Origin of the sequence: Pseudomonas sp. GD04158 (assembly GCF_029834875.1) — a bacterium.
Lineage (GTDB): Bacteria > Pseudomonadota > Gammaproteobacteria > Pseudomonadales > Pseudomonadaceae > Aquipseudomonas > Aquipseudomonas hydrolytica.
Map to the genome: position 1 here is coordinate 1 of NZ_JAODYT010000026.1, position 21,808 is coordinate 21,808.

At 66.4% G+C, this 21,808-nt stretch carries 20 protein-coding genes; 16 read left to right on the top strand and 4 right to left on the bottom strand.

All coding sequences use genetic code 11. From position 1 onward, the window contains the following. Positions 1-1,803, bottom strand: a 1,803-nt coding sequence (locus N7333_RS11985; RefSeq protein WP_279858869.1) for a proton-conducting transporter membrane subunit, incomplete at its 3' end; no start/stop codon positions are given. Positions 1,804-2,042: 239 nt separating this feature from the next. Here N7333_RS11985 and N7333_RS11990 point away from each other — a divergent pair. From N7333_RS11990 to N7333_RS12060, 15 genes are all read left to right on the top strand, one after another. Then, the gene (locus tag N7333_RS11990; protein ID WP_003245532.1) at positions 2,043-3,188 is read left to right on the top strand and encodes an EstA family serine hydrolase; all 1,146 of its coding nucleotides are present in this window, start codon (positions 2,043-2,045) and stop codon (positions 3,186-3,188) included. Positions 3,189-3,270: 82 nt separating this feature from the next. Continuing rightward, positions 3,271-3,924, top strand: coding sequence for an OmpA family protein (locus N7333_RS11995; protein WP_003245530.1), 654 nt, complete (start codon positions 3,271-3,273; stop codon positions 3,922-3,924). 34 nt (positions 3,925-3,958) lie between these two features. After that, complete coding sequence (gene pdxH, locus N7333_RS12000; protein ID WP_012018014.1) at positions 3,959-4,606, top strand: pyridoxamine 5'-phosphate oxidase; 648 nt, start codon at positions 3,959-3,961, stop codon at positions 4,604-4,606. Positions 4,607-4,679: 73 nt separating this feature from the next. Then, the gene (locus tag N7333_RS12005) at positions 4,680-5,795 is read left to right on the top strand and encodes a sugar diacid recognition domain-containing protein (protein ID WP_012018015.1); all 1,116 of its coding nucleotides are present in this window, start codon (positions 4,680-4,682) and stop codon (positions 5,793-5,795) included. 194 nt (positions 5,796-5,989) lie between these two features. Then, entirely contained in the window at positions 5,990-7,357 is a 1,368-nt protein-coding gene (locus tag N7333_RS12010; protein WP_129481545.1) for a GntP family permease, read from the top strand. A gap of 55 nt (positions 7,358-7,412) precedes the next feature. After that, complete coding sequence (locus tag N7333_RS12015) at positions 7,413-8,555, top strand: glycerate kinase (RefSeq protein WP_129481544.1); 1,143 nt, start codon at positions 7,413-7,415, stop codon at positions 8,553-8,555. Positions 8,556-8,679: 124 nt separating this feature from the next. Next, positions 8,680-9,141, top strand: coding sequence for a hypothetical protein (locus N7333_RS12020; RefSeq protein ID WP_003245518.1), 462 nt, complete (start codon positions 8,680-8,682; stop codon positions 9,139-9,141). Positions 9,142-9,520: 379 nt separating this feature from the next. Then, complete coding sequence (locus N7333_RS12025; protein WP_129481543.1) at positions 9,521-12,313, top strand: monovalent cation/H+ antiporter subunit A; 2,793 nt, start codon at positions 9,521-9,523, stop codon at positions 12,311-12,313. A 1-nt stretch (position 12,314) separates the two neighbouring features. Then, positions 12,315-12,644 carry a Na+/H+ antiporter subunit C gene (locus N7333_RS12030; RefSeq protein WP_003245515.1) on the top strand — a complete coding sequence of 110 codons (330 nt, stop codon included), beginning with the start codon at positions 12,315-12,317 and terminating at the stop codon, positions 12,642-12,644. Further along, complete coding sequence (locus N7333_RS12035) at positions 12,641-14,146, top strand: monovalent cation/H+ antiporter subunit D (protein ID WP_129481542.1); 1,506 nt, start codon at positions 12,641-12,643, stop codon at positions 14,144-14,146. Before N7333_RS12030 ends, N7333_RS12035 begins: the two co-directional genes overlap by 4 nt. Further along, positions 14,143-14,640 carry a Na+/H+ antiporter subunit E gene (locus N7333_RS12040; RefSeq protein ID WP_003245511.1) on the top strand — a complete coding sequence of 166 codons (498 nt, stop codon included), beginning with the start codon at positions 14,143-14,145 and terminating at the stop codon, positions 14,638-14,640. The genes N7333_RS12035 and N7333_RS12040 overlap by 4 nt, the downstream gene beginning before the upstream one ends. Continuing rightward, positions 14,625-14,894, top strand: a complete 270-nt coding sequence (locus N7333_RS12045) for a K+/H+ antiporter subunit F (protein ID WP_003245509.1) — start codon at positions 14,625-14,627, stop codon at positions 14,892-14,894. The genes N7333_RS12040 and N7333_RS12045 overlap by 16 nt, the downstream gene beginning before the upstream one ends. A 12-nt stretch (positions 14,895-14,906) precedes the next feature. Continuing rightward, positions 14,907-15,245 carry a Na+/H+ antiporter subunit G gene (locus N7333_RS12050; protein ID WP_003245508.1) on the top strand — a complete coding sequence of 113 codons (339 nt, stop codon included), beginning with the start codon at positions 14,907-14,909 and terminating at the stop codon, positions 15,243-15,245. 94 nt (positions 15,246-15,339) lie between these two features. Beyond that, positions 15,340-16,245 (top strand): DMT family transporter, encoded by a 906-nt coding sequence (locus tag N7333_RS12055; protein WP_129481541.1) that lies wholly within the window; start codon positions 15,340-15,342, stop codon positions 16,243-16,245. A gap of 16 nt (positions 16,246-16,261) precedes the next feature. Beyond that, positions 16,262-16,777, top strand: coding sequence for a GNAT family N-acetyltransferase (locus N7333_RS12060; RefSeq protein ID WP_129481540.1), 516 nt, complete (start codon positions 16,262-16,264; stop codon positions 16,775-16,777). Positions 16,778-17,107: 330 nt separating this feature from the next. On the opposite strand, the gene N7333_RS12065 is transcribed toward N7333_RS12060, so the two are convergent. From N7333_RS12065 to N7333_RS12075, 3 genes are all read right to left on the bottom strand, one after another. Further along, positions 17,108-18,721: an NAD(P)/FAD-dependent oxidoreductase gene (locus tag N7333_RS12065; protein ID WP_279858870.1), complete on the bottom strand. Its 1,614-nt coding sequence runs from the start codon at positions 18,719-18,721 to the stop codon at positions 17,108-17,110. An 85-nt stretch (positions 18,722-18,806) separates the two neighbouring features. Beyond that, the gene (gap, locus tag N7333_RS12070; protein ID WP_279858871.1) at positions 18,807-19,814 is read right to left on the bottom strand and encodes a type I glyceraldehyde-3-phosphate dehydrogenase; all 1,008 of its coding nucleotides are present in this window, start codon (positions 19,812-19,814) and stop codon (positions 18,807-18,809) included. Between the two features lie 158 nt (positions 19,815-19,972). Continuing rightward, entirely contained in the window at positions 19,973-20,641 is a 669-nt protein-coding gene (locus N7333_RS12075) for a hypothetical protein (RefSeq protein ID WP_096826024.1), read from the bottom strand. Between the two features lie 225 nt (positions 20,642-20,866). On the opposite strand from N7333_RS12075, the gene N7333_RS12080 reads away from it, so the two are divergent. Beyond that, entirely contained in the window at positions 20,867-21,748 is an 882-nt protein-coding gene (locus N7333_RS12080; RefSeq protein ID WP_279858872.1) for an RluA family pseudouridine synthase, read from the top strand. Positions 21,749-21,808 lie beyond the last annotated feature (60 nt).

Consider the following 21,808-nt stretch of genomic DNA (forward strand, 5'->3'; position numbering starts at 1 on the left):
CAGGCAACCGGCCGCGCCCAGCAGGGAGATGGGGCTGTAGCTGCCCTGCAGCAGTTGCGGCAGCGCCGGCAGCAGGCCGACGGCCAGCAGCCCGCCGACCGCCAGGGCCAGCAGCACCAGATGCTGGCGCAGCGAACCGTGCTGAAAGCGTGCCGCCAGCAGCCCGGCGAAAAAGAACACGCGCTTGAGCAGGCGATCCCAGAGCAGGTCGCCACTGACGTTCCAGGCAGCGTTGGCGCGATCCAGCACCTGCCTGACGCGATCGCGCAGCAGGTAGAAAAACACCCCCAGCGAGACCGTCACCAGGCTCGCCACCAGCGCCGGGGTAATGCCGCCCCAGAGGTACAGATTGACGTCCACCGGGCCGCGCGCCACCGCCTGCACGGCCGTATTGACCAGCCAGGTCTCCGGCCAGGCGTTCCAGGCGCCGAGGAAGAAGCCGCCGATGGCCAGCAGCATGGGGCCCAGCCACATCGGCAGGCCAACCTCGTGCGGCGTGCGCGGGTAGTCGCCACGCCTGCCGAGGAAGGTTTGCAGGAATACCAGGCCGGCGGCGGCGAACAGCAGGGCATTGGTGAGGATCATCACCAGGGTCACCGCCCAGCCGATATGACCCATCTCGATCAGGCCGCTGTACTTGAACTCCTTGGCGATGAAGCCGAAGAACGGCGGCAGGCCGGCGTTGGAGAACGCCGCCAGGGCCACGGCGGCGCCGGTCAGCGGCATGAAACGGATCAAACCGCCCAGGCGCGCCAGCTCGCGGGTGCCGGTGGCGTGGTCGATGGCGCCGACGGCCATGAACAGCGCACCTTTATAAAGGGAATGCGCCACCAGATAGAGGACGAAGGCCTGCAGGCCATAGCTGGTGTTGGTGCCGATCAGCATGGTCAGCTGGCCCAGCACGGTCACCGTGGTGTAGGCCAGCAGGCGCTTGAGGTCGGTCTGGCGGAAGGCGAGGAAGGCGCCCAGTACCGCGGTGGCGGCGCCGAAGGTGATCAGCAGGGTGCCCCAGCCGATGGAACCGCCGAGCACAGGATTGAGTCGGGCGAGCAGGTAGATGCCGGCCTTGACCATGGTTGCCGAGTGCAGATAGGCCGACACCGGGGTCGGTGCGTTCATGGCATTGGGCAGCCACAGGTGGAAGGGCACCTGCGCCGACTTGGTGAAGCAGCCCAGCAGCACCAGCAGCATGATGGCCGGCAGCAGCGCGTGGCCTTCGATCTGCTCGGCGCTGAGGCTGGAGAACTGCCAGTTGCCGGTGGCGCCGCCGAGCAGGATCAGCCCGGCCAGCAGTGCCAGGCCGCCACCGCCGGTGATCAGCAAGGCCTGCAGCGCAGCGCGGCGCGATACGGCTTTGTCGTGCTGAAAGCTGATCAGCAGGAACGAGGCGATGCTGGTCAGCTCCCAGAACACGAACATCGCCACCAAGTCGTCGGCCAGCACCAGGCCGAGCATGGCCAGCATGAACACCAGCAGGTAGGCATGAAAGCGCCCTAGATGGACATGGCTGGACAGGTAACTGCCGGCATACAGCACGATCAGGCTGCCGATGCCGCTGATCAGCAGGGCGAACAACAGGGAAAGCCCATCCAGGCGCAGGCTCAGGTTGATGCCCAGCGGAATCCAGCTCAGGCTCTGCAGCACGGTCTCGCCACCGGCCACCAGCGGAATCTGCTGGACGAACCAGATGAACGCCACCAGTGGTGCCAGCATCAGCAGCCAGCCGGTGCGGGCGCCCAGCAGGCGCGTCAGCGCCGGCGCCGAGACAGCAGCCAGGGCGATCAGGGACAGTAGGTAGAGCACGCATTTCTCCTGTGCCAAGCGTCGGGGCCAAGGCTGCCGATAGACCGCGAACGCACTTCAGGTTGGCTCCAGCCTGCCTGGTAAAGGGCGCATGGCGGGCCGGTCATATCAGGCCGCGCTTTTTTCCAGCATAGGAAAAACCAATCGAAGATCGCTATTTTATGAAGTTTCAGAACATTGCATGATAGGCGGCCTTCGTTGCCGCCACGCTTGGCGCGCCACCCGAACAGGAGAACAGTGTGCAGATTCAGGGCTATTTCGACTTGCGCTTCGAGGCGGTGAAAGAGGCGTTCGCCGCCCTGTTCGAGGACCCGCAGGAGCGCGGTGCGGCCCTCTGCGTCAAGGTCGGCGGAGAGACGGTGATCGATCTGTGGGCCGGGGTGATGGACAAGGATGGCCGGCAGGCCTGGCACAGCGACACCATCGCCAATCTGTTCTCCTGCACCAAGCCGTTCGCCGCCGTGGTGGTCCTGCAGCTGGTGGGCGAAGGCAAGCTGGACCTGGACGCTCCGGTGGCCCGCTACTGGCCCGAGTTCGCCGCTGCCGGTAAGGAGCGCATCAGCGTGCGTCATCTGCTCTGCCATCAGGCCGGGCTGCCGGCGCTGCACCAGATGCTGCCGGCCGAAGCGCTGTACGACTGGCAGACCATGACCAGCGCGCTGGCCGCCGAAGAGCCCTGGTGGCCGCTCGGCGAGGGGCATGGTTATGCGCCCATCACCTACGGCTGGCTGGTCGGCGAGCTGATCCGTCGGGTGGAAGGGCGTGGCCCCGGCGAGAGCATCGCCGCGCGCATCGCCCGGCCATTGGGGCTGGATTTTCATGTCGGCCTGGCCGACAGCGAATTCGACCGCGTCGCCCATATCGCGCGCGGCAAGGGCAACCTCGGCGACGCCGCGGCGCAGCGCCTGCTGCGGGTGATGATGAGCGAACCTGCGGCCATGAGCACCCGCTCGTTCACCAATCCGCCGTCGATCATGACCAGCACAAACAAGCCCGAGTGGCGGCGCATGCAGCAGCCGGCCGCCAACGGCCATGGCAATGCGCGCAGCCTGGCGGGGTTCTACGCCGGGCTGCTCGACGGCAGCCTGCTGGAGAGCGAGCTGCTCGGCGAGATGACCCGCCAGCACAGTCTCGGTGAAGACAAGACCCTGCTGACGCGCACCCGCTTCGGCCTGGGCTGCATGCTCGATCAGGCCGATGTGGCCAATGCCACCTACGGCATGGGGCCCCGGGCGTTCGGTCATCCGGGAGCGGGGGGCTCCAGCGGGTTCGCCGACCCTGATCGGGACCTGGCGTTCGGCTTCGTGACCAACAATCTAGGACCGTTCGTCTTGATGGACCCCCGAGCGCAGAAACTTGCGCAAGAGATTGCGGACTGTATCTGATTGAAGCGGCTAAACTTGCGCCAGCTGATCGATACCATCCATAACGATCCGACCATTAGACTTGTGTGACCTCGGGGGCTTCATGCGTGCCAACACCATTTTCGCTTTCACCTGCTGCCTGCTGATTGCGGGCTGCGCCGGCTCGGAAAAGAAGGAAGTCGCCAAGGCGGCCGTGATGCCGCCGCCCCAGGTGACCCGCGCCTGGCTCGACGAGTACGAGCCGAAGCTGCGTGAAGCGGTCAAGGGCAGTCACTTCGAATTCGAGCGCCGCGAGAACCTGCTGGTGGTCACCGCACCGGTGCAGGGCTCGTTCAACCCGGACCGCCCGCACATGCTGCTGCCGGTCAGCCTCGGCCCCATCACTCGCGTCGCCAAGCTGCTGGAAAGCGACGAAGACATGGCCGTCGTGGTGCTCGGCCATGCCGACAGCAGTGGCGATGCCACCCGCAACCGTGAACTGAGCGACCAGCGCGCCCGCGCCGTCACCTCCATCTTCCGCCTCAGCGGCCTCAAGCAGAACCGCCTGCAGGTCATGGGCCTCGGTTCGGACATGCCGCGCGCCGCCAACGACAGCGCTGCCGGCCGCGCACTCAACCGCCGCGTCGAGATTCTGCTGACCTCGCGCGACACCATGCAGGGCCTGATCGCCAAATACAGCCAGCCGGCCAAGGCCGATGCCATCGACGGTCCCAAGGTAGCTGCCGCAGATCAAGGAAAATTGAGCAAGTCGGAGTAAGCTTGGCGGCATTTCCCCTCTGTGAGGAACTGCCATGACCCAGACGTTGGCCGACATGCGCCGCGACTACACCCGCGACGGCCTGAGCGAAGCCCAGGCCCCGCTGGATCCCTTTACCCTGTTTCGGCAGTGGTTCGATGATGCGGTGAAGACCGAGCAGTTGCCGGTCGAGCCCAATGCCATGACCCTGGCCACGGTCGACGAGGACGGGCGCCCGCACTGTCGGGTGTTGCTGCTCAAGGGACTCGACGAGCGTGGCTTCACCTTCTTCAGCAACTATGAAAGCGCCAAGGGTCGCCAGCTGGCGGCGCGCCCCTATGCCGCGATGACCTTCTTCTGGCCGAGCCTGGAGCGTCAGGTGCGTATCGAAGGGCGGGTCGAGCGTGTCACGCCGGCCGAGTCCGATGGCTACTTCCAGGTGCGCCCGCTGGGCAGCCGCATCGGCGCCTGGGCCTCGCCGCAGAGCCGGGTGATCCGGGATCGCGCCGAGCTCGAGAATCTGCTGGCGGAAACCGAGAAGCGCTTTCTCAATCAGGCCCCGCACTGCCCACCCCACTGGGGTGGCTATCGCCTGCTGCCCGAGCGCATCGAGTTCTGGCAGGGGCGGCCGAGCCGCTTGCATGACCGCCTCGATTACCGCCTGCAGGGCGAGGCCTGGATCCGTCAGCGCCTGGCGCCCTGAAACGCCTGCCTTCGCTGGCGTAGCGCGCCAGCGATCAGCCTACAATGGCGGCCTCACCCGCGAGGCCGCCTGCATGCTCGAACTCGACTCCACCCTGGCCCAGCACATCGTCGATCGTGCCATGGCCATCCTGCCGCACAACATCAACGTCATGGACGCCCAGGGAATGATCATCGGCAGCGGTGATCCCAGCCGTCTGCATACCCGTCACGAGGGGGCGCAACTGGTGCTGGCCAACCGCCGCGTGGTGGAGATCGACGCCCAGGCCGCAGCCTGCCTGCGTGGCGTGAAGCCCGGGGTCAATCTGCCGCTGCTGCATGCCGAGCAACTGATCGGCGTGCTGGGGATCACCGGCGATCCGGACATCGTCAGGCCTTACGCCGAGCTGGTACGCATGGCTGCCGAAATGCTGGTCGAGCACCGCGTGCTGCAGGCCGAGCGGCACTGGCAGCGGCATCAGCAGGAGGCCTGGCTGCGCCAGCTGCTGGATCCGCAGCAGCGGCTCAGCAGCCTGGAAGTCGAGGCCGAACGCCTGGGGCTGCAGCTCACCTGGCCGCGGCAGATATGCCTGCTGCGTCTGGTGGAGGAGGGCGATCCGCTGCCGCGCCAGGCACGTCTGCTCGCCGCGCTGGGTAGCAAGAGCGAGCATCTGCTGGCGCCGCTCGGGCGCCACGAGCTCTTGTGGTGCAGGCCGTACAGCGCCGGTCGCGATGACCATGCCTGGTTGGCGCAGGCCGATGAGCGTGAGTGGGGCATACGCTCGCTGGCGCTCAGCGACCCGCTGCACGACCTGGCCGAGCTGCGTCAGGCCAGCCTGGTGCTGCGCGACCTGCAGGCCTATGGCCTGGCGCGTTTTCCGGAGCGTCGCCTGTTGCCCTTGGAAGAGCTGCGTCTGCCGACCTTGCTCCATGCTCAGCGCCACAGCTGGTTGCTGCAGGGCTGGCTGGCGCCGCTGCGCCGGGTGTTGGCGCAGGACCCGCACGGCACCCTGCGCGCCACGCTGGAGGCCTGGTGCGCGCATGACGGCCAGGTGCAGCTGTGCGCGCAGGCGCTGGGCATCCACCGCAACACCCTGCGTTATCGTCTGGAGCGTATCGGCGAGCTCAGCGGACTGGACCTCGATCGCCTGGATCAGCGCCTGCAACTGTCGCTCGGGTTGGGCCTGCTGGAGTCGGGCGAGGCCGATTGATCCGCGAGCGCAGTCAGTGGATCGATCTTGTGGTCAAAGGTTGTGCATGTGCACAGCCGAAGCTGCATATGAATGCGCGTTGGTGGTGCCTGCGCACAGGGCGGGGCGAGGGTGGGCTGGGCGACAATTGAGGCGCCTGTCGGCATTCCCATCCGGGCCTGACGCCCGCCATAACAACAATGAGGAGACTGGTCATGGGCCTGGTCCTGATTCTGCTGGCACTGATCGCGTTCATCGTGCTGTCCACCACCCGATTGAAGCTGCATCCCTTTCTCGCCCTGCTGGCCGCGGCGCTGATCGCCGGTTTCGCCTACCAGCTGCCCAGTGGCGAAATCATCAAGACCATCACCGCCGGGTTTGGCGGCATCCTCGGTTACATCGGCATCGTCATCGTGCTCGGTACCATCATCGGGGTGATGCTCGAGCGCAGCGGTGCGGCCATCACCATGGCCGAGACGGTGATCCGTCTGCTGGGCCAGCGCTTTCCCACCCTGACCCTGTCGATCATCGGCTATCTGGTGTCGATTCCGGTGTTCTGCGACTCCGGCTACGTCATTCTCAACTCGCTGAAAAATGCCCTGGCCGCGCGCATGAAGGTTTCCGTGGTGGCCATGAGCGTGGCCCTGGCTACCGGCCTGTACGCCACCCACACCTTCGTGCCGCCGACGCCGGGACCGATCGCCGCCGCCGGTAACCTGGGCCTGGAAACCTCGCTGGGCCTGGTGATTCTGGTCGGCCTGCTGGTGGCTGCGGTCACCGCGGTGGCGGGCATGCTGTGGGCCAATCGTTTCCTCAAGCAGGACGACCACGAGCTGCTGGAAGAAGCGCCCAGCGAGCTGCTCGCCGACAATGTCGATTTCGCTGCGCTGCGTGCCCGCTACGGCAAACTGCCCAGTGCCTGGAAGGCGTTCTCGCCGATCTTCGTGCCCATCGTGCTGATCTGCCTCGGCTCGGTCGCGGCCTTTCCCAGCAAGCCGCTCGGCGAGGGCGTGCTGTTCGAGCTGCTGAGCTTCCTCGGCCAGCCGGTCGCCGCCTTGCTGGTCGGCCTGGTGCTGGCCTGCTCGCTGCTCAAGGGCGAGGGCAAGCGGCAGCAACTGCACGATCACGTGGCGCACGGCCTCAAGGAAGCCGCGCCGATTCTGCTGATCACCGGTGCCGGTGGCGCTTTCGGCGCGATTCTCAAGGCCACCGCGCTGACCGGCTATCTGGGCGACACCCTCTCGGCTCTGGGCATCGGCCTGTTCATGCCCTTCCTGGTGGCCGCCGCCCTGAAGAGCGCGCAAGGTTCGTCCACCGTGGCCCTGGTCACTACCTCGGCCATGGTGGCGCCGCTGCTGGGCAACCTGGGTCTGGACAGCGAGATGGGCCGCGTACTGACGGTGATGGCCATCGGTGCCGGTGCCATGACCGTATCCCACGCCAACGACAGCTTCTTCTGGGTGGTGACCCAGTTCAGCCGCATGAAAGTGGCCACCGCCTATCGCGCCCAGACCATGGCCACCCTGGTTCAGGGCGTGGCCGGCATGCTGGCCGTCTGGCTGCTCAGCCTGGTTCTGCTGTAATCCGCTTTATCGGCGGGCGACCTCGGGTTGTCCGCTCCTTTCGAGGTGTTTCATCATGAAAATCGTCATCGCTCCCGACTCCTTCAAGGAGAGCCTCAGTGCGCCCGAGGCGGCTGCAGCCATCGCGCGCGGCTGGCAGCGGGTGTTCCCCGCGGCCGAATGCCTGCTGCGACCCATGGCCGACGGCGGTGAAGGCACGGTGGATGCGCTGCTCGCCGCGGTCGGTGGCGAGCGCCGCGAGTGCTGGGTGCGCGGTCCCATGGGCGAGCCTGTGCGCGCCCACTGGGGCTGGCTGGGGGAGGGCACCGCGGTGATAGAGATGGCCGCCGCCAGCGGTCTGCACTGGGTGCCGCGCGAGCAGCGCGATGCCCTTGTAGCCAGCAGTTTCGGTACTGGCGAGCTGATCGCCGAGGCGCTGCAGGCTGGCGCCTCGCGCATCATCCTCGGCCTCGGCGGCAGCGCCACCAACGATGCCGGAGCCGGCTTGCTGCAGGCCCTGGGCATGCGCTTTCTCGATGACCAGGGTCGCGAACTGGCGGCAGGTGGAGCGGCACTGGCGGCGCTCGATCAGCTGGATCTGAGCGGCCTGGATGCGCGGCTGCTGCAGGTGCAGATCGAGGTCGCGGCAGACGTCGACAACCCGCTGTGCGGTGCGCGCGGAGCCTCTGCGGTGTTCGGGCCGCAGAAGGGCGCCACACCCGAGCAGGTTGCCGAGCTGGATACGGCCCTCGGCCGTTTCGCACGCATCGCCGCCGCGACGCTGGGCGAGGATCATGCCGAGTTCCCCGGTGTCGGCGCGGCCGGAGGGTTGGGGTTTGCCGCACGCGCCTTCCTCAAGGCCACCTTTCGCCCGGGTATCGAACTGGTGGCCGAGCTGTCCGGCCTGGCAGAGGCGGTGCAGGGCGCCGATCTGGTGATCACCGGCGAGGGACGGATGGATGCGCAGACCCTGCACGGCAAGACGCCGGTCGGTGTCGCGCGCGTCGCGCAGGATGCCGGCGTGCCGGTGATCGCCCTGGCCGGCAGCCTGGGTGAGGACTATCAGGCGCTCTACGATGCAGGTATCGAGGCAGCCTTCAGCCTGGCGCCGGGCCCGCTTTCGCTGGAGCAGGCCATGGCCGCTGCGGCCGGCGAACTCGAGGCCCGCGCGGTGGATATCGCCAGACTGTGGCACCTGGCCCAGGCCGGCGCTCGTTGAGCGCGGGCTGCGGGCAGAACCTAACTGAACTGTCTCTGTCTGAATCTACTATTGTTGGTGCAGGCTCGTGACAGTCGCGCGGACGCGGCGTCTAATGGATCGAGACATCTCTGGAGGAATTGCTATGCGTAAACCCACTCTGCTCATTACCTCGCTGGCCGCGCTACTGGCCCTCGGCGGCTGTCAGTCCAGCCTGACCGGAGACACCTATAGCCGCAGCGAGGCGCGGGCCGTGCAGACGGTACGCATGGGCACCATCGAGTCGCTGCGACCGGTGAAGATCGAGGGTACCAAGACCCCCATCGGCGCAGGTGCCGGTGCGGTTGTCGGTGGCATCGGCGGCAGTGGCATCGGCGGTGGCCGCGGCAGCGCGGTGATGGCGGTGGTCGGCGCGGTGGCCGGCGGCCTGCTCGGTGCCGCAGCCGAGGAAGGCCTGACCCGCACCCAGGGTGTGGAGATCACCGTGCGCGAGGACGATGGCACGCTGCGCGCCTACGTGCAGGAGGTCGAGCCCAACCAGGTGTTCCGCGTCGGTGAGCGCGTGCGCATCATGACCGTCAACGGCACCAGCCGCGTCACCCACTGAGCGCGGCCCAGAGCCGGAGTAGCTGCAGGGCTGCTCCGGCTTTTTTATGCCTGCCAGTAAAACCTCGGCCTGTGCCGGAAGGGATGCTCGGCGCCATTGGTAAAAAAGCTTGGTACATGCCTGTTGCCGCAGCCTGCGGCTGCTACTCTCGATGCCCGTTGGGCACGCCTGGGGCCGCGTGGTGTAACCAAGTGTGTTTAGTAATACTTCAATACATGACGTTGCATTGATAGTTATGGATAATCGGCGGTTATTCTTGTGCCGACAACGACTTAGCTGCTTCGTTGTGGTGCATTGGGGATTACCGTCAGGGAGTTGCGACTCCAATTCTCGTCGTCGGGACCGCGTTTCCGGCGTGCCAGCATAAGGGGTTTTGCCGATGGCGCTTGCGCTGATTGTCGCCTTGCCATTTCTTGGATTGTTTCTGCCGGTACTGGCCGACCGGCTGGGGCGCTCCGCCTGCGCCGTGGCCGCTGCCGTGGCGCCCGTGGTGGCGCTGGTCCTGCTGTTCAACTATCAGCCGGCGGTGTTTGCCGGCGAGGTGCTGCGGGTCAAGCTGGAGTGGCTACCCCACCTGGGCCTGAATCTCAGCCTGCGCCTCGATGGCCTGGGCTTTCTGTTCGCCCTGCTGATCCTCGGCATCGGCCTGCTGGTGATCCTCTACGCCCGCTACTACCTGGCCAAGACCGAGCCGATGGGTCGTTTCTTCGCCTTCCTGCTGCTGTTCATGGGCGCCATGCTCGGCGTGGTGCTGTCGGAAAACCTGCTGTTGATGCTGATGTTCTGGGAGCTGACCAGCCTGTCGTCGTTCCTGCTCATCGGTTTCTGGGGGTCGCGTTCCGATGCCCGCAAGGGCGCGCGCATGGCCCTGGCGATCACCGGTGGCGGAGGGCTGGCGCTGCTTGCCGGGATCCTGCTGCTCGGCCATATCGCCGGCAGTTTCGAACTGTCCCAGGTGCTGGCCGCCGGCTACGCGATTCGCGCCCACGAGCTGTATCCGCTGGCTCTGGCCCTGGTGCTGCTGGGCGTGTTCACCAAGTCGGCGCAGTTCCCGTTCCATTTCTGGCTGCCGCACGCCATGGCTGCACCGACGCCGGTTTCGGCCTATCTGCACTCGGCGACCATGGTCAAGGCCGGCGTGTTCCTGCTGGCGCGTCTGTACCCGGCACTGGCCGGTTCCGAGTGGTGGTTCTACATGGTCAGCCTGACCGGCCTGGCCACGCTGCTGGTGGGCGCGGGCATGGCGCTGTTCCAGCATGACCTCAAGGGGCTGCTGGCCTACTCGACCATCAGCCACCTGGGCCTGATTACCCTGCTGTTCGGTCTGGACACCCGCCTGGCTGCGGTCGCCGCGGTGTTCCACATCATCAACCACGCGACCTTCAAGGCGTCGCTGTTCATGGCGGCGGGCATCATCGACCACGAAACCGGCAGCCGCGACATGCGCCGCATCAACGGCTTGTGGAAGTACATGCCGCACACCGCCGTGCTGGCCATGGTGGCCGCTTCGGCCATGGCCGGGGTGCCGCTGCTCAACGGCTTCCTGAGCAAGGAGATGTTCTTCACCGAAACCCTGCACCAGCACCTGCTGGGCGGCTTCAACTGGGTGATTCCGGCTGCCGCGACCCTGGCCGGCGTGTTCTCGGTGGCCTATTCGCTGCGTTTCATCCACGACGTGTTCTTCAACGGCGAGCCGCTCGATCTGCCCAAGTACCCACCGCACGAGCCGCCGCGCTACATGAAGGTGCCGGTGGAAGTATTGGTGTTTCTCTGCCTGCTGGTCGGCGTGGTGCCGGCCTACACCGTGGCGCCGCTGCTGGCCGCGGCGGCTACTTCCACCCTGGGTGGCGACCTGCCGGAGTACAGCCTGGCGATCTGGCACGGCTTCAATCTGCCGCTGCTGATGAGCTTCATCGCGCTGTTCGGCGGCATCCTCGTCTACGCCTGCCGCAAGCCGCTGTTCCGTTGGTACGAGGGGCTGCCAAACCTGGATGCCAAGGACGTGTTCGATCAGGTGGTGCGCTACCTGACCCGCATGTCGGTGCGCATCACCACGTTTCTGGAGTGCGGGTCGCTGCAGCGTTACCTGGCCTGGATGATCGGCAGTGCCCTGACTCTGGTGGTGGTGGCGCTGTCGCCGCTCGACAGCCTCAGCGGTAGCGTGGCGATGACTCCGCTCGATCCCCTGACCGTGATCGGCATGCTGATCCTGATGGTGACCGCGGTGCTGACGGTGATCTTCCACCGTCGCCGACTGGTGGCGCTGATCATTCTCAGCGGTGCCGGTCTGATGGTGGCGCTGGCCTTCGCCCGCTTCTCCGCCCCGGATCTGGCGCTGACCCAGCTGTCGGTGGAGGTGGTGACCATCATCCTGCTGATGCTCATCCTGTACTTCATGAGCGACCGCACGCCGGCCGAATCAAGCAGCCTGCGCGGGCTGCGCGACCTGGTCCTGGCGCTGGGCAGCGGCACCATGGTGGCGATGCTGACCTACGCCGTGCTGACCCGGCCGTATCAGAGCATCTCCTCGTTCTTCCTCGAGAACAGCGTTTCCGGAGGCGGGGGAACCAACGTGGTCAACGTGATCCTGGTGGACTTCCGCGGCTTCGATACCCTGGGCGAGATCACCGTGCTGGCGATTGCCGCCATCGGTATCTATGCCTTGCTGCACAGCCTGCGCCTGCCGCACCCGACCCACGACAAGAACGGTCGCCCCTGGTCCAGCGATGCCCACCCGATGATTCTCGACAACCTGGCCCGCGCCATGCTGCCGATGGCGCTGCTGATTTCGGTGTTCATCTTCCTGCGTGGCCACAACCTGCCGGGCGGCGGCTTCATCGCCGGTCTGATCACCTCGGTGGCGTTGATTCTGCAGTACATCTCGCATGGCGTGACCTGGACCCAGGAGCGCCTGAAGTTCAGCTATCACGCCACCGCCGGCTGGGGCGTGCTGATCGCCGGTCTCACCGGTCTGGGCAGCTGGGCCTTCGGCTCGCCGTTCCTGACCTCGGCGTTCGGCCATTTCCATATTCTGCTGATCGGCGAAATCGAACTGGCCACCGCCATTCTCTTCGATCTCGGGGTGTATCTGGCCGTCGTCGGCGCCACCCTGCTGATCCTTTCCAACATCGGCCATGTCAGTCAGGACGAGTCGTGCAAGGAGGTCATCTGATATGGAGGCTATGTTCGCGATCACCCTTGGGGTACTGGCGGCCAGCGGCGTCTACCTGCTGCTGCGGGCGCGCATCTTCCCGGTGGTGATGGGCCTGACCCTGATTTCCTATGCGGTCAACCTGTTCATCTTCGCCACGGGGCGGCTGGGCACCGGCGTGCCGGCGGTGATCGGCAAGAGCGCCGAATACGGCGACCCGCTGCCGCAGGCGCTGGTGCTGACCGCCATCGTCATCGGCTTCGCCATGACCGCTTTCGTCGTGGTATTGGCCCTGCGCGGCCTGGGTGAGTTGAAAACCGATCACGTCGATGGCGAGGAGCCGCGCGCATGAGTCACGCCATCATCCTGCCCGTTCTGCTGCCGATGTTCTTCGGCGCGCTGCTGTTGGTCGGTCACGGCTGGTCGCGTGAGATCAAGCGGGGTATTTCCCTGCTGGGCTGCCTGGCACTGCTGCCGGTGTGCATCCATCTGCTGCTGCTGGCCGGGGCAGGGCAGTTGCAGGTCTATGCCCTGGGCAACTGGGCTGCGCCGTTCGGCATCATGCTGCTGCTGGACCGTTTCAATGCGGTGATGCTGCTGCTGACCGCGCTGCTCGCCACCTTCGCCCTGCTGTACGCCTGCCGCGGCGAGGATGAGCAGGGGCCGAACTTCCATGCCCTGTTCCAGTTCCAGTTGCTGGGCATCAACGGTGCGTTCCTCACCGCCGATCTGTTCAACCTCTTCGTGTTCTTCGAGATCCTGCTGATCTCGTCCTACGCGCTGCTGTTGCACGGCAATCGCGCCAGTCAGGTCAAGGCCGGGGTGCACTACGTGGTGCTCAACCTGCTGGGGTCGTCGTTCTTCCTGATCGGCGTCAGCCTGCTGTATGGCCTGACCGGCACGCTGAACATGCCCGACCTGGCCGCCCGCGTGGCCAGCGCCGATGTCGCCGATGCGCCGCTGCTCAAGGCCGCCGCCTATCTGCTGCTGATCGTCTTCGGCCTCAAGGGGGCGGTGCTGCCGCTGTACTTCTGGCTGCCGCGCGCCTATGCCGCGGCGCCGGCCTCGGTGGCTGCGCTGTTCGCCATCATGACCAAGGTCGGCTTCTACGCCATCGTGCGGGTGTTCACCCTGATCTTCGGCGAGCAGGCCGGGCCGCTGGCCAATCTGGGGCACGAACTGCTCTGGTGGCTGGCCCTGCCGACCATCGCCCTGGGCGTGATCGGCGCCCTGGGCGCACGCCAGTTGCAGGTGCTGCTGGCCTATCTGGTGGTGGTGTCGGTGGGCATGCTGATGGCCGGCTTTGCCATCGGCACCGCCGCGGCGCTGAGCGCCGCGCTCTATTACCTGGTGCACAGCACATTGATCAGTGCCGCGCTGTTCCTGCTCGCCGGCCTGGTGGTCGCCCAGCGTGATTCGGCCGGTGGCGATCTGCAGCAGGAGCGCGTGCTGCGGCAGCCGCTGTTGCTGGGTTGCCTGTTCTTCTTCGGTGCGATTTCCGTCGCCGGTCTGCCGCCGTTTTCCGGCTTCATCGGCAAGATGCTGCTGCTGCGCGCGGCCGAGCCGGGCTGGCAGGCCTGGAGCCTGTGGCCCGTGGTACTGATTGGCGGCTTGCTGACCCTGATCGCCCTCAGTCGCGCCGGTACCACGCTGTTCTGGCTTGGCCAGCAAACGTCGCCGTCGACGGCTGCGCCGGCCGATCGCATCAGTCTGTTGGCGGCCCTGGGGTTGCTGCTGGCCAGCCCGCTGCTGCTGATCGGCGCCGCACCGATCCTGGCCTATCTGGAAGCGGCAGCGGTGCAGTTGCTCGATCTGCAGCCCTACCTGTCGATCATCGCCGGAGGTGCGGCATGAAGCGTTTCTTCCCCCATCCCCGGATGATGCTGGTGCTGGCGGTGCTCTGGCTGCTGCTGGTCAACACCCTGAACCTCGGCCATGTGCTGCTCGGGCTGTTCCTTGGTTGGGCCATCGTCAACCTGTGCAGCGACTTCCTGCTGCACGTGCCGCGGGTCCGCAAACCGCTGGGGCTGGTGCTGTTCATCGGCAAGGTGTTCTACGACATCGTGGTGGCCAACCTGCAGGTGGTGCGCCTGGTGCTGGGGCCGAAATCCCGTCTGCAGCCGGCGTTCGTCGAGGTGCCGGTGGAGATCGACAACGAGTTCGTGTTGTCCGCACTGGCCTGCATCATCTCGCTGACCCCGGGGACGGTGTCGGCGAACATCAGTTCCGATCACAGGACGCTGCTGCTGCACGGGCTCGATGTGCCGGATCGCGACGAGCTGGTCGCGACGGTGAAGAGCCGTTACGAAGCGCCCTTGCTGGAGATATTCGAATGCTCGAGAACGTAGTCTTTCTGTGCATGGGCATCCTCACGCTGGCCATGCTGCTCAACGTCGCGCGCATGGTCGAGGGGCCCAACGTGGTGGATCGCGTGCTGGCGCTGGATACCCTGTACATCAACGCGCTGGCGCTGATCGTGCTGTTCGGCATCTGGCTGGCATCGGATCTGTTCTTCGAGGCCGCGCTGCTGATCGCGGTGATGGGCTTCGTCGGCACGGTCGCAGTGGGCAAGCACCTGCTGCACGGCGACATCATCGATTAAGGGAGAATGCCCATGCCGTTCTGGCTGGAACTGTTGATTTGCGCCTGCCTGATCCTCGGCAGCCTGTTCGCCCTGGTCGGTGCCATCGGTCTGTATCGCCTGCCGGATTTCTTCACCCGCCTGCACGGGCCGACCAAGGCCACGACCCTGGGCGTCGGCGGCACGCTGATCGCCTCGATGCTCTTCTTCGCTCATCACACCGGCAGCCTCAGCCTGCACGAGGTGCTGATCACGCTGTTCCTGTTCCTCACCGCGCCGGTCAGCGCGCATATCCTGTCCAAGGCGGCCATGCAGCAGAAGGTCGAGCTGACCGAGCGCACGCGGGGCCAGCCCTGGGACGACGATCACTGACGGTCGCCCACTGCCAGGCGCTTCTCGCGCCTGACTGTCACTGTCGCTGAGCAATCGCAGCCCCTACACTGCAGCTTTCGACAGGGAGAGTGCGATGCAGGGTAGGGGCAGTGCGCTGGCGATGGCCGCGCTGGTACTGGCGATGGCGCTGTGGGGCAGCTCCTTCATCGCGCTCAAGCTGGCGTTCGCCGAATTGCCGGCATTGTGGGTGATCGCCGGGCGCATGCTGCTCGGCGCGCTGGTGTTTCTCGCCGCCTGGCGCTGGCGCGGGCGTGTCGACTACCGCCGGGGTGACTGGAAATACCTGCTGGCGCTGACCGCCTGCGAACCCTGTCTGTACTTCATCTTCGAGGCCCTGGCGCTGCAACACACCAGCGCCTCGCAGGCCGGCATGATCACTGCGCTGCTGCCGCTGCTGGTGGCCCTTGGCGCCTATCTGTTCCTCCGTGAGCGTCTCACTCGCACCACCCTGGCCGGCTTTGCCCTGGCACTCGGCGGCGCGCTCTGGCTGAGCCTGGCCGGCAGCGCCGACGAGCATGCGCCCAATCCCTTGCTGGGCAACTTCTTCGAGCTGCTGGCGATTCTCTGCGCCACCGCCTATACGCTGCTGCTCAAGCACCTGACCGGGCGCTATTCGCCCTTCATTCTGACCGCGCTGCAGGCGTTGGTCGGCTCGCTGTTCTTCGTGCCGCTGGCGGCGTGGCAGGCCGACTGGCCGAGCAGCTTCAGCCCCCAGGGGCTGGCGGCAGTGGCCTACCTCGGCGTGGTGGTGACGGTGGGCGCCTATGGACTGTTCAATTTCGGCGTCAGTCGTCTGCCGGCCAGCCAGGCCACGGCCTTCACCAACCTGATCCCGCTGTTCACACTGATGTTCGCCGCCGTGCTGCTGGGCGAGCGCTTGAGCGCTGAGCAGATGTTGGCGGCGGGGCTGGTGTTCGTCGGGGTATTGCTCAGCCAATGGCGCAGCCGCGCACCACTGCCGGCCGGTGTGCTGGATTGAAAGGCGAGTCGCAAAGATGAGTCAGTTGCTCATGCGCCAGGCCGCCAGCGGGGATATCGAGGCGCTCTGTGCGCTGCTCCTCGAGCATGGGCCCAACCCCTGGAATCATCTGCCGGAGGCGGAGGTGCGCAGCCATCTTGCAGCCATCGCCGAGGGTGCGACGCTGGCGGTGCTGGCCGAGGAGCAGGGGCGCTTGCAGGGGTTCGTCAGCTATCGCCTGACCAAGGATTTCGCCACCCATCAACCGCTGGCGTGTGCCGGCGACGTACATGGCTATATCTGCGAGGCGGTGGTGCATCGCGACTGCGTCGGCCGCGGACTCGGCGCCCGCCTGCTGGGCGAGGCGGTGCAGGACCTCTGGCGCCTGGGCGTGCACGACATCTATATCGATCGCCACGAGGAGAATGCCGCCTCGGCCGGAATGATGCGCAAGGCCGGTTTCACCGAGCTGCTGACCTACGCCGATCCGGCGCGGCGGCCCAACGGCTCGGGGCGTTCGACGCTGTGCTGTCTGCGTCACGAGGATCTGTGATGCTTCGGTGGCCCAGGCATCGCTGTTCTGCTTAGCACCGTGTTTCACTTCGAAAAACGGCCGAATAGCCTTATCTCGGCTGCGAGTATCACGAGAGCCGTGAGCTGGCGCATCACTGTAGGGTGGGTTAGGCGCCTGTCGGAAAGGCTGATGAGGCCGCAAGCTGAGTTGCGCCGTAACCCACCATTGGCGCAACGCAGGGCCATCGCCTGGTGGGTTACGCGGCGCACTAGGATGGCGGTGGCCGCACGTTCGCAGGCTTGGCGCCGCTAACCCACCCTACAGGGGGGCGCGGTACGGGGAGAGGGTTGCGCTACCTGCACAGGCCAGCTACCGGGACAACCCGAGCATATCCTTGGCCACCGCCTCGGCCACGCGAATGCCGTCGACCCCGGCCGAGAGGATGCCGCCGGCATAGCCCGCGCCTTCGCCGGCCGGGTAGAGGCCCTTGAGGTTCAGGCTCTGCAGGTCGTCGCCGCGGGTGATGCGTACCGGCGAGGAGGTGCGCGTCTCGATGCCGGTGAGCACCGCATCGGCCAGGTCGAAACCCTTGATCTGCTTGCCGAAGGCCGGCAGCGCTTCGCGGATGGCTTCGATGGCGAAGTCCGGCAGCGACGGCGCCAGATCGCCCAGTTTCACCCCCGGCTTGTAGGAGGGCTGCACCTCGCCCAGAGCGGTGGACGGTTTGCCTGCGATGAAATCGCCCACCAGTTGCCCGGGCGCCTCGTAGTTGCGTCCGCCGAGTACGTAGGCGTGCGATTCCAGGCGCTCCTGCAGCTCCACGCCGGCCAGCGGGCCGCCCGGGTAGTCCTGCTCGGGGGTGATGCCGACGACGATGCCGGCGTTGGCGTTGCGCTCGTTGCGCGAATACTGGCTCATGCCGTTGGTCACCACACGCTCCGGTTCGGAGGTGGCGGCCACCACGGTGCCGCCCGGGCACATGCAGAAGCTGTACACCGAACGGCCGTTGCTGGCGTGGTGCACCAGCTTGTAGTCGGCGGCGCCGAGTTTCGGATGGCCGGCGTACTTGCCGAGGCGTGCGCGGTCGATCAGCGACTGCGGGTGCTCGATGCGGAAGCCCACCGAGAAGGGCTTGGCCTCCAGGTACACGCCGCGGGCATGGAGCATGCGGAAGGTGTCGCGCGAGCTGTGGCCGAGGGCGAGGATCACGTGGCGGCTGATGAGCTGCTCGCCGCTTTCCAGCACCACGCCGGTAAGCTGGCCGTCTTCCATCAGCAGGTCGCTGACGCGCTGCTGGAAGCGTACTTCGCCACCAAGGGCCTTGATTTCCTCGCGCATGGTGGCGACCACACCGGTCAGGCGGAAGGTGCCGATATGCGGCTTGCTGACGTAGAGAATCTCGTCCGGCGCGCCGGCCTTGACGAACTCTTCCAGCACCTTGCGCCCATAGTGGTTGGGGTCCTTGATCTGGCTGTACAGCTTGCCGTCGGAGAAGGTGCCGGCGCCGCCTTCGCCGAACTGCACGTTGGAGGTCGGGTCGAGCACGTTCTTGCGCCACAGCCCCCAGGTGTCCTTGGTGCGCTGGCGCACCTCCTTGCCGCGCTCCAGCACGATGGGACGCAGGCCGGCCTGGGCCAGGATCAGCGCGGCGAAGATGCCGCAGGGGCCGAAACCGACCACGATGGGGCGTTCATCCAGCGGCGCCTCGGCCTTGCCCACCGGCTTGTAGGTGATATCCGGCGCCGGGCCGACGTGCTTGTCGTCGCTCAGGCGGGCGAGCAGGGCGGCTTCGTCCTTCACTTCGCAATCGATGGTGTAGATGAACGGCATGTCGCCGAACTTCTTGCGCGCATCGTAGCTGCGCTTGAACACGCTGAAGGCCAGCAGGTCGGCATCGTCGATACCCAGGCGCTGGACGATGGCCGGGCGCAGAGCCCCTTCGGCATGGTCGAGGGGCAGTTTCAGTTCGGTCAGGCGAATCATGGCGAATATCCCGCAGGGCCGGTGGTGATCCGGCAAGGTGAAGAAGGGCGGCGATTGTACAGGATCGCCGCCTGCAGGTCGTCGCTCAGGCCGCCTGCGGCAGCGGCCAGGCCAGCAGCACGTCGAGCATGCGGTTGGCGAAGGCCCATTCGTTGTCATACCAGGCCAGCACCTTGACCAGATCGTCCTGCACCCGGGTGTGGTTGAGATCGACCACGCAGGACACCGGATAGGCGTTGAAGTCGCTGGAGACCAACGGCAGCTCGTTGCATTCCATCACGCCCGGGGTCATGCGGCGGGCGCCGGCCTGCAATGCCGCGTTTATCGCCTCGCGGCTGGTCGGGCGTTCGGCGGTGAAGGTCAGGTCGAGCAGCGACACATTGGGCGTCGGCACCCGCACCGACAGGCCGTCGAGGCGCCCGGCCAATTCCGGCAGCACCAGGCCGATGGTCTTCGCCGCGCCGGTGCTGGTGGGGATCATCGACAATGCGGCGGCGCGGGCGCGGTAGAGATCGCTGTGGGCCTTGTCCAGCAGATTCTGGTCGTTGGTGTAGGCGTGCACGGTATTGACCAGGCCCTGGCGAATGCCCACCGCCTCGTGCAGCACCTTGGCCAGCGGGGCCAGGCAGTTGGTGGTGCAGGAGGCATTGGAGACGATCTGCTGGTTGGCCAGCAGATCATGGTTGACGCCATAGACCACGGTCAGGTCGGCGCTCTCCAGCGGGTGCGAGAGCAATACCCGCTGCGCGCCGGCCGTCAGGTGCTGTTCGACCTGCTCGCGCTTCTTGAACTTGCCGGAACATTCCAGCACCAGATCGACCCCGAGGCGGTTCCACGGCAGGTTGAAGGCATCGCGCTCGCTGAGCAGGTGGACCGCCTGGCCGGCCACATGCAGTTGTTCGCCCTGCAGTCCCACCTCGCCCGGGAAACGACCGAAGGTGGAGTCGAAGCGGGTCAGGTGGGTGAGGGTGGCGTGGTCGCCGAGATCGTTGATGGCGATCAGGCGGATGCGCTGCTGCAGATCACGCTGCACCAGAGCGCGCAGCAGCGCGCGACCGATGCGCCCGTATCCGTTGAGGGCTACTCGTAGCATGGTTCTCTCCTTTCAACTGTGCTGCCTTGAGCTTAGGAGCAGGGAGAGGGGGCTGCCGCGCAGGACTGTGGCAAAAGACTTCCGCGATAGGGTTTTGACGTCGCTGGCGACAGCCTGGAAGAGGCTGGCGCCAGAGCATCCGGCGCCAGCGCGGGCGGTCAGTTGCGCGCACCACCGAAATGGGCGCAGCCGCGCAGCACCTGGCCGTCCAGGCGCAGCTCGGCGCTGAGGTGGTTGACGGCGCCGCTCATACCGTCGACGCAGCGCTGCGGTGCCACCCAGAGATCGAGACGGCGGCCGTTGGCTTCGCTGCTGAAACTCAGGCGGCCCTCCGGCAGTTGCTCTTCCAGGTAGGGCAGGGCCAGCGGCTCCTGACCGGGCCGGTTGAGGACCAGGCCCTTGTTGCCGACTTCCACCTGCCAGAACGGCTCGTTGCCTGCGGCGCGCAGGGTCAGGCGCTTGAAATTGAGGTCGTCGCAGCCGTGGCCTTCACCCTGGATACGGTACAGCTGGCTGAGTTCGAAGCGGCCATCGCTGCCATTGCCCTGGCTGCCACCCAGCTGGCCGGCCAGATCGGCGAACAGGCTGTCCTGACCGTCGGCCAGCAGTTGGCCGGCTTCGCGGGTCACCCCGGTGTTGCCGTCGACCACGACGAAGCGCCGCTGCTCCTGGCAGGGGGTAAAGAACAACTGGCCGCCCTGGGCCTGCAGCTGGCCCTGCAGGCGCGTAGCGGGAGGTGGGCCTTCGGGCTTGCCGGTATAGACCTGGCAGGCAGTCAGAAGCGGTAGCAGGGCGAAGCTGGTGAGCAGAGTACGGGTGATGGACATGAAAGCCTCCGAACGGGAGCCGCCACCATAGCCACAGGTGTGCGCCGGCTCAAGCCGTTAGCGTGGAAGTCGCCGAGCGCCGCCCTCCTTGCTGCCGGCGCAGGGCGGGCATGCCGCGTAGGCTTTCACCGTTCGCGGTACCGTCGTGGGGTGCCCCGGCTTTGACGGCACGCACGGGCTGCGGCCTAATGCGCCGGATCAGCCGCTGCCCCCGAGTTTTCCGCCATGCCCAGTCCCGCCATGCGCCCCAGCACCCTGCACCTGCCCCAGGGCGAGTGGGCGACCGTGCTCGATTGCCTGTGCGAACACTTCCCGGCCATCGACCGTTCCACCTGGCTGCAACGCATGGAGCGTGGCCGCGTGCTGGATGCCGAGGGCGCGCCCATCGGCCCGCAGCATCCCTACCGGGTCGGGCTCAAGGTGCGCTACTTCCGCGAGGTGCCGAACGAGACGCCGATTCCCTTCGAAGCGCACGTGCTGTGGCAGGACGAGCACCTGCTGGTGGCGGACAAGCCGCATTTCCTGCCGGTGATGCCGGCCGGCGAGTACGTCGAGCAGACCCTGCTGGCGCGCCTGATCAAGCGCACCGGCAACCCCGACCTGGTGCCAATCCATCGTATCGACCGCCTCACCGCCGGGCTGGTGCTGTTCTCCGTCGACCCGCGTAGCCGCGGCCAGTACCAGGCGCTGTTTCGTCAGCGTGCGGTGGAAAAGCGCTACGAGGCCATAGCCCCGGCGCTGCCGCAACTGCAGTTTCCCCATGTGCATCGCTCGCGCATGGTGGAAGGCGAGCCGTTCTTTCGCATGCAGGAAGTGGCGGGCGAGGCCAACAGCGAGACGCGCATCGAGGTGCTGGAGCGTCGTGGCGAGCTGTGGCGCTATGGGCTTTCGCCGGTGACCGGCAGGAAGCATCAGCTGCGCGTGCATCTGGCCGGCCTCGGCGCGCCCATCGTCGGCGACGATTTCTATCCCGAGCTGCACGAGAGTCGCAACCAGCCGGACGATTACGCCAAGCCGCTCAAACTGCTGGCACGCGGCCTGCGTTTCGTCGATCCGCTCAGCGGCCAGTTGCGCGAGTTCGAGAGCCAATTGCAGTTGCAGTGGTAGCGCTGGTGCGCATGGCGCACCCTACGGATCGGCGTAGTCGTAGGGTGCGCCGCGCGCATC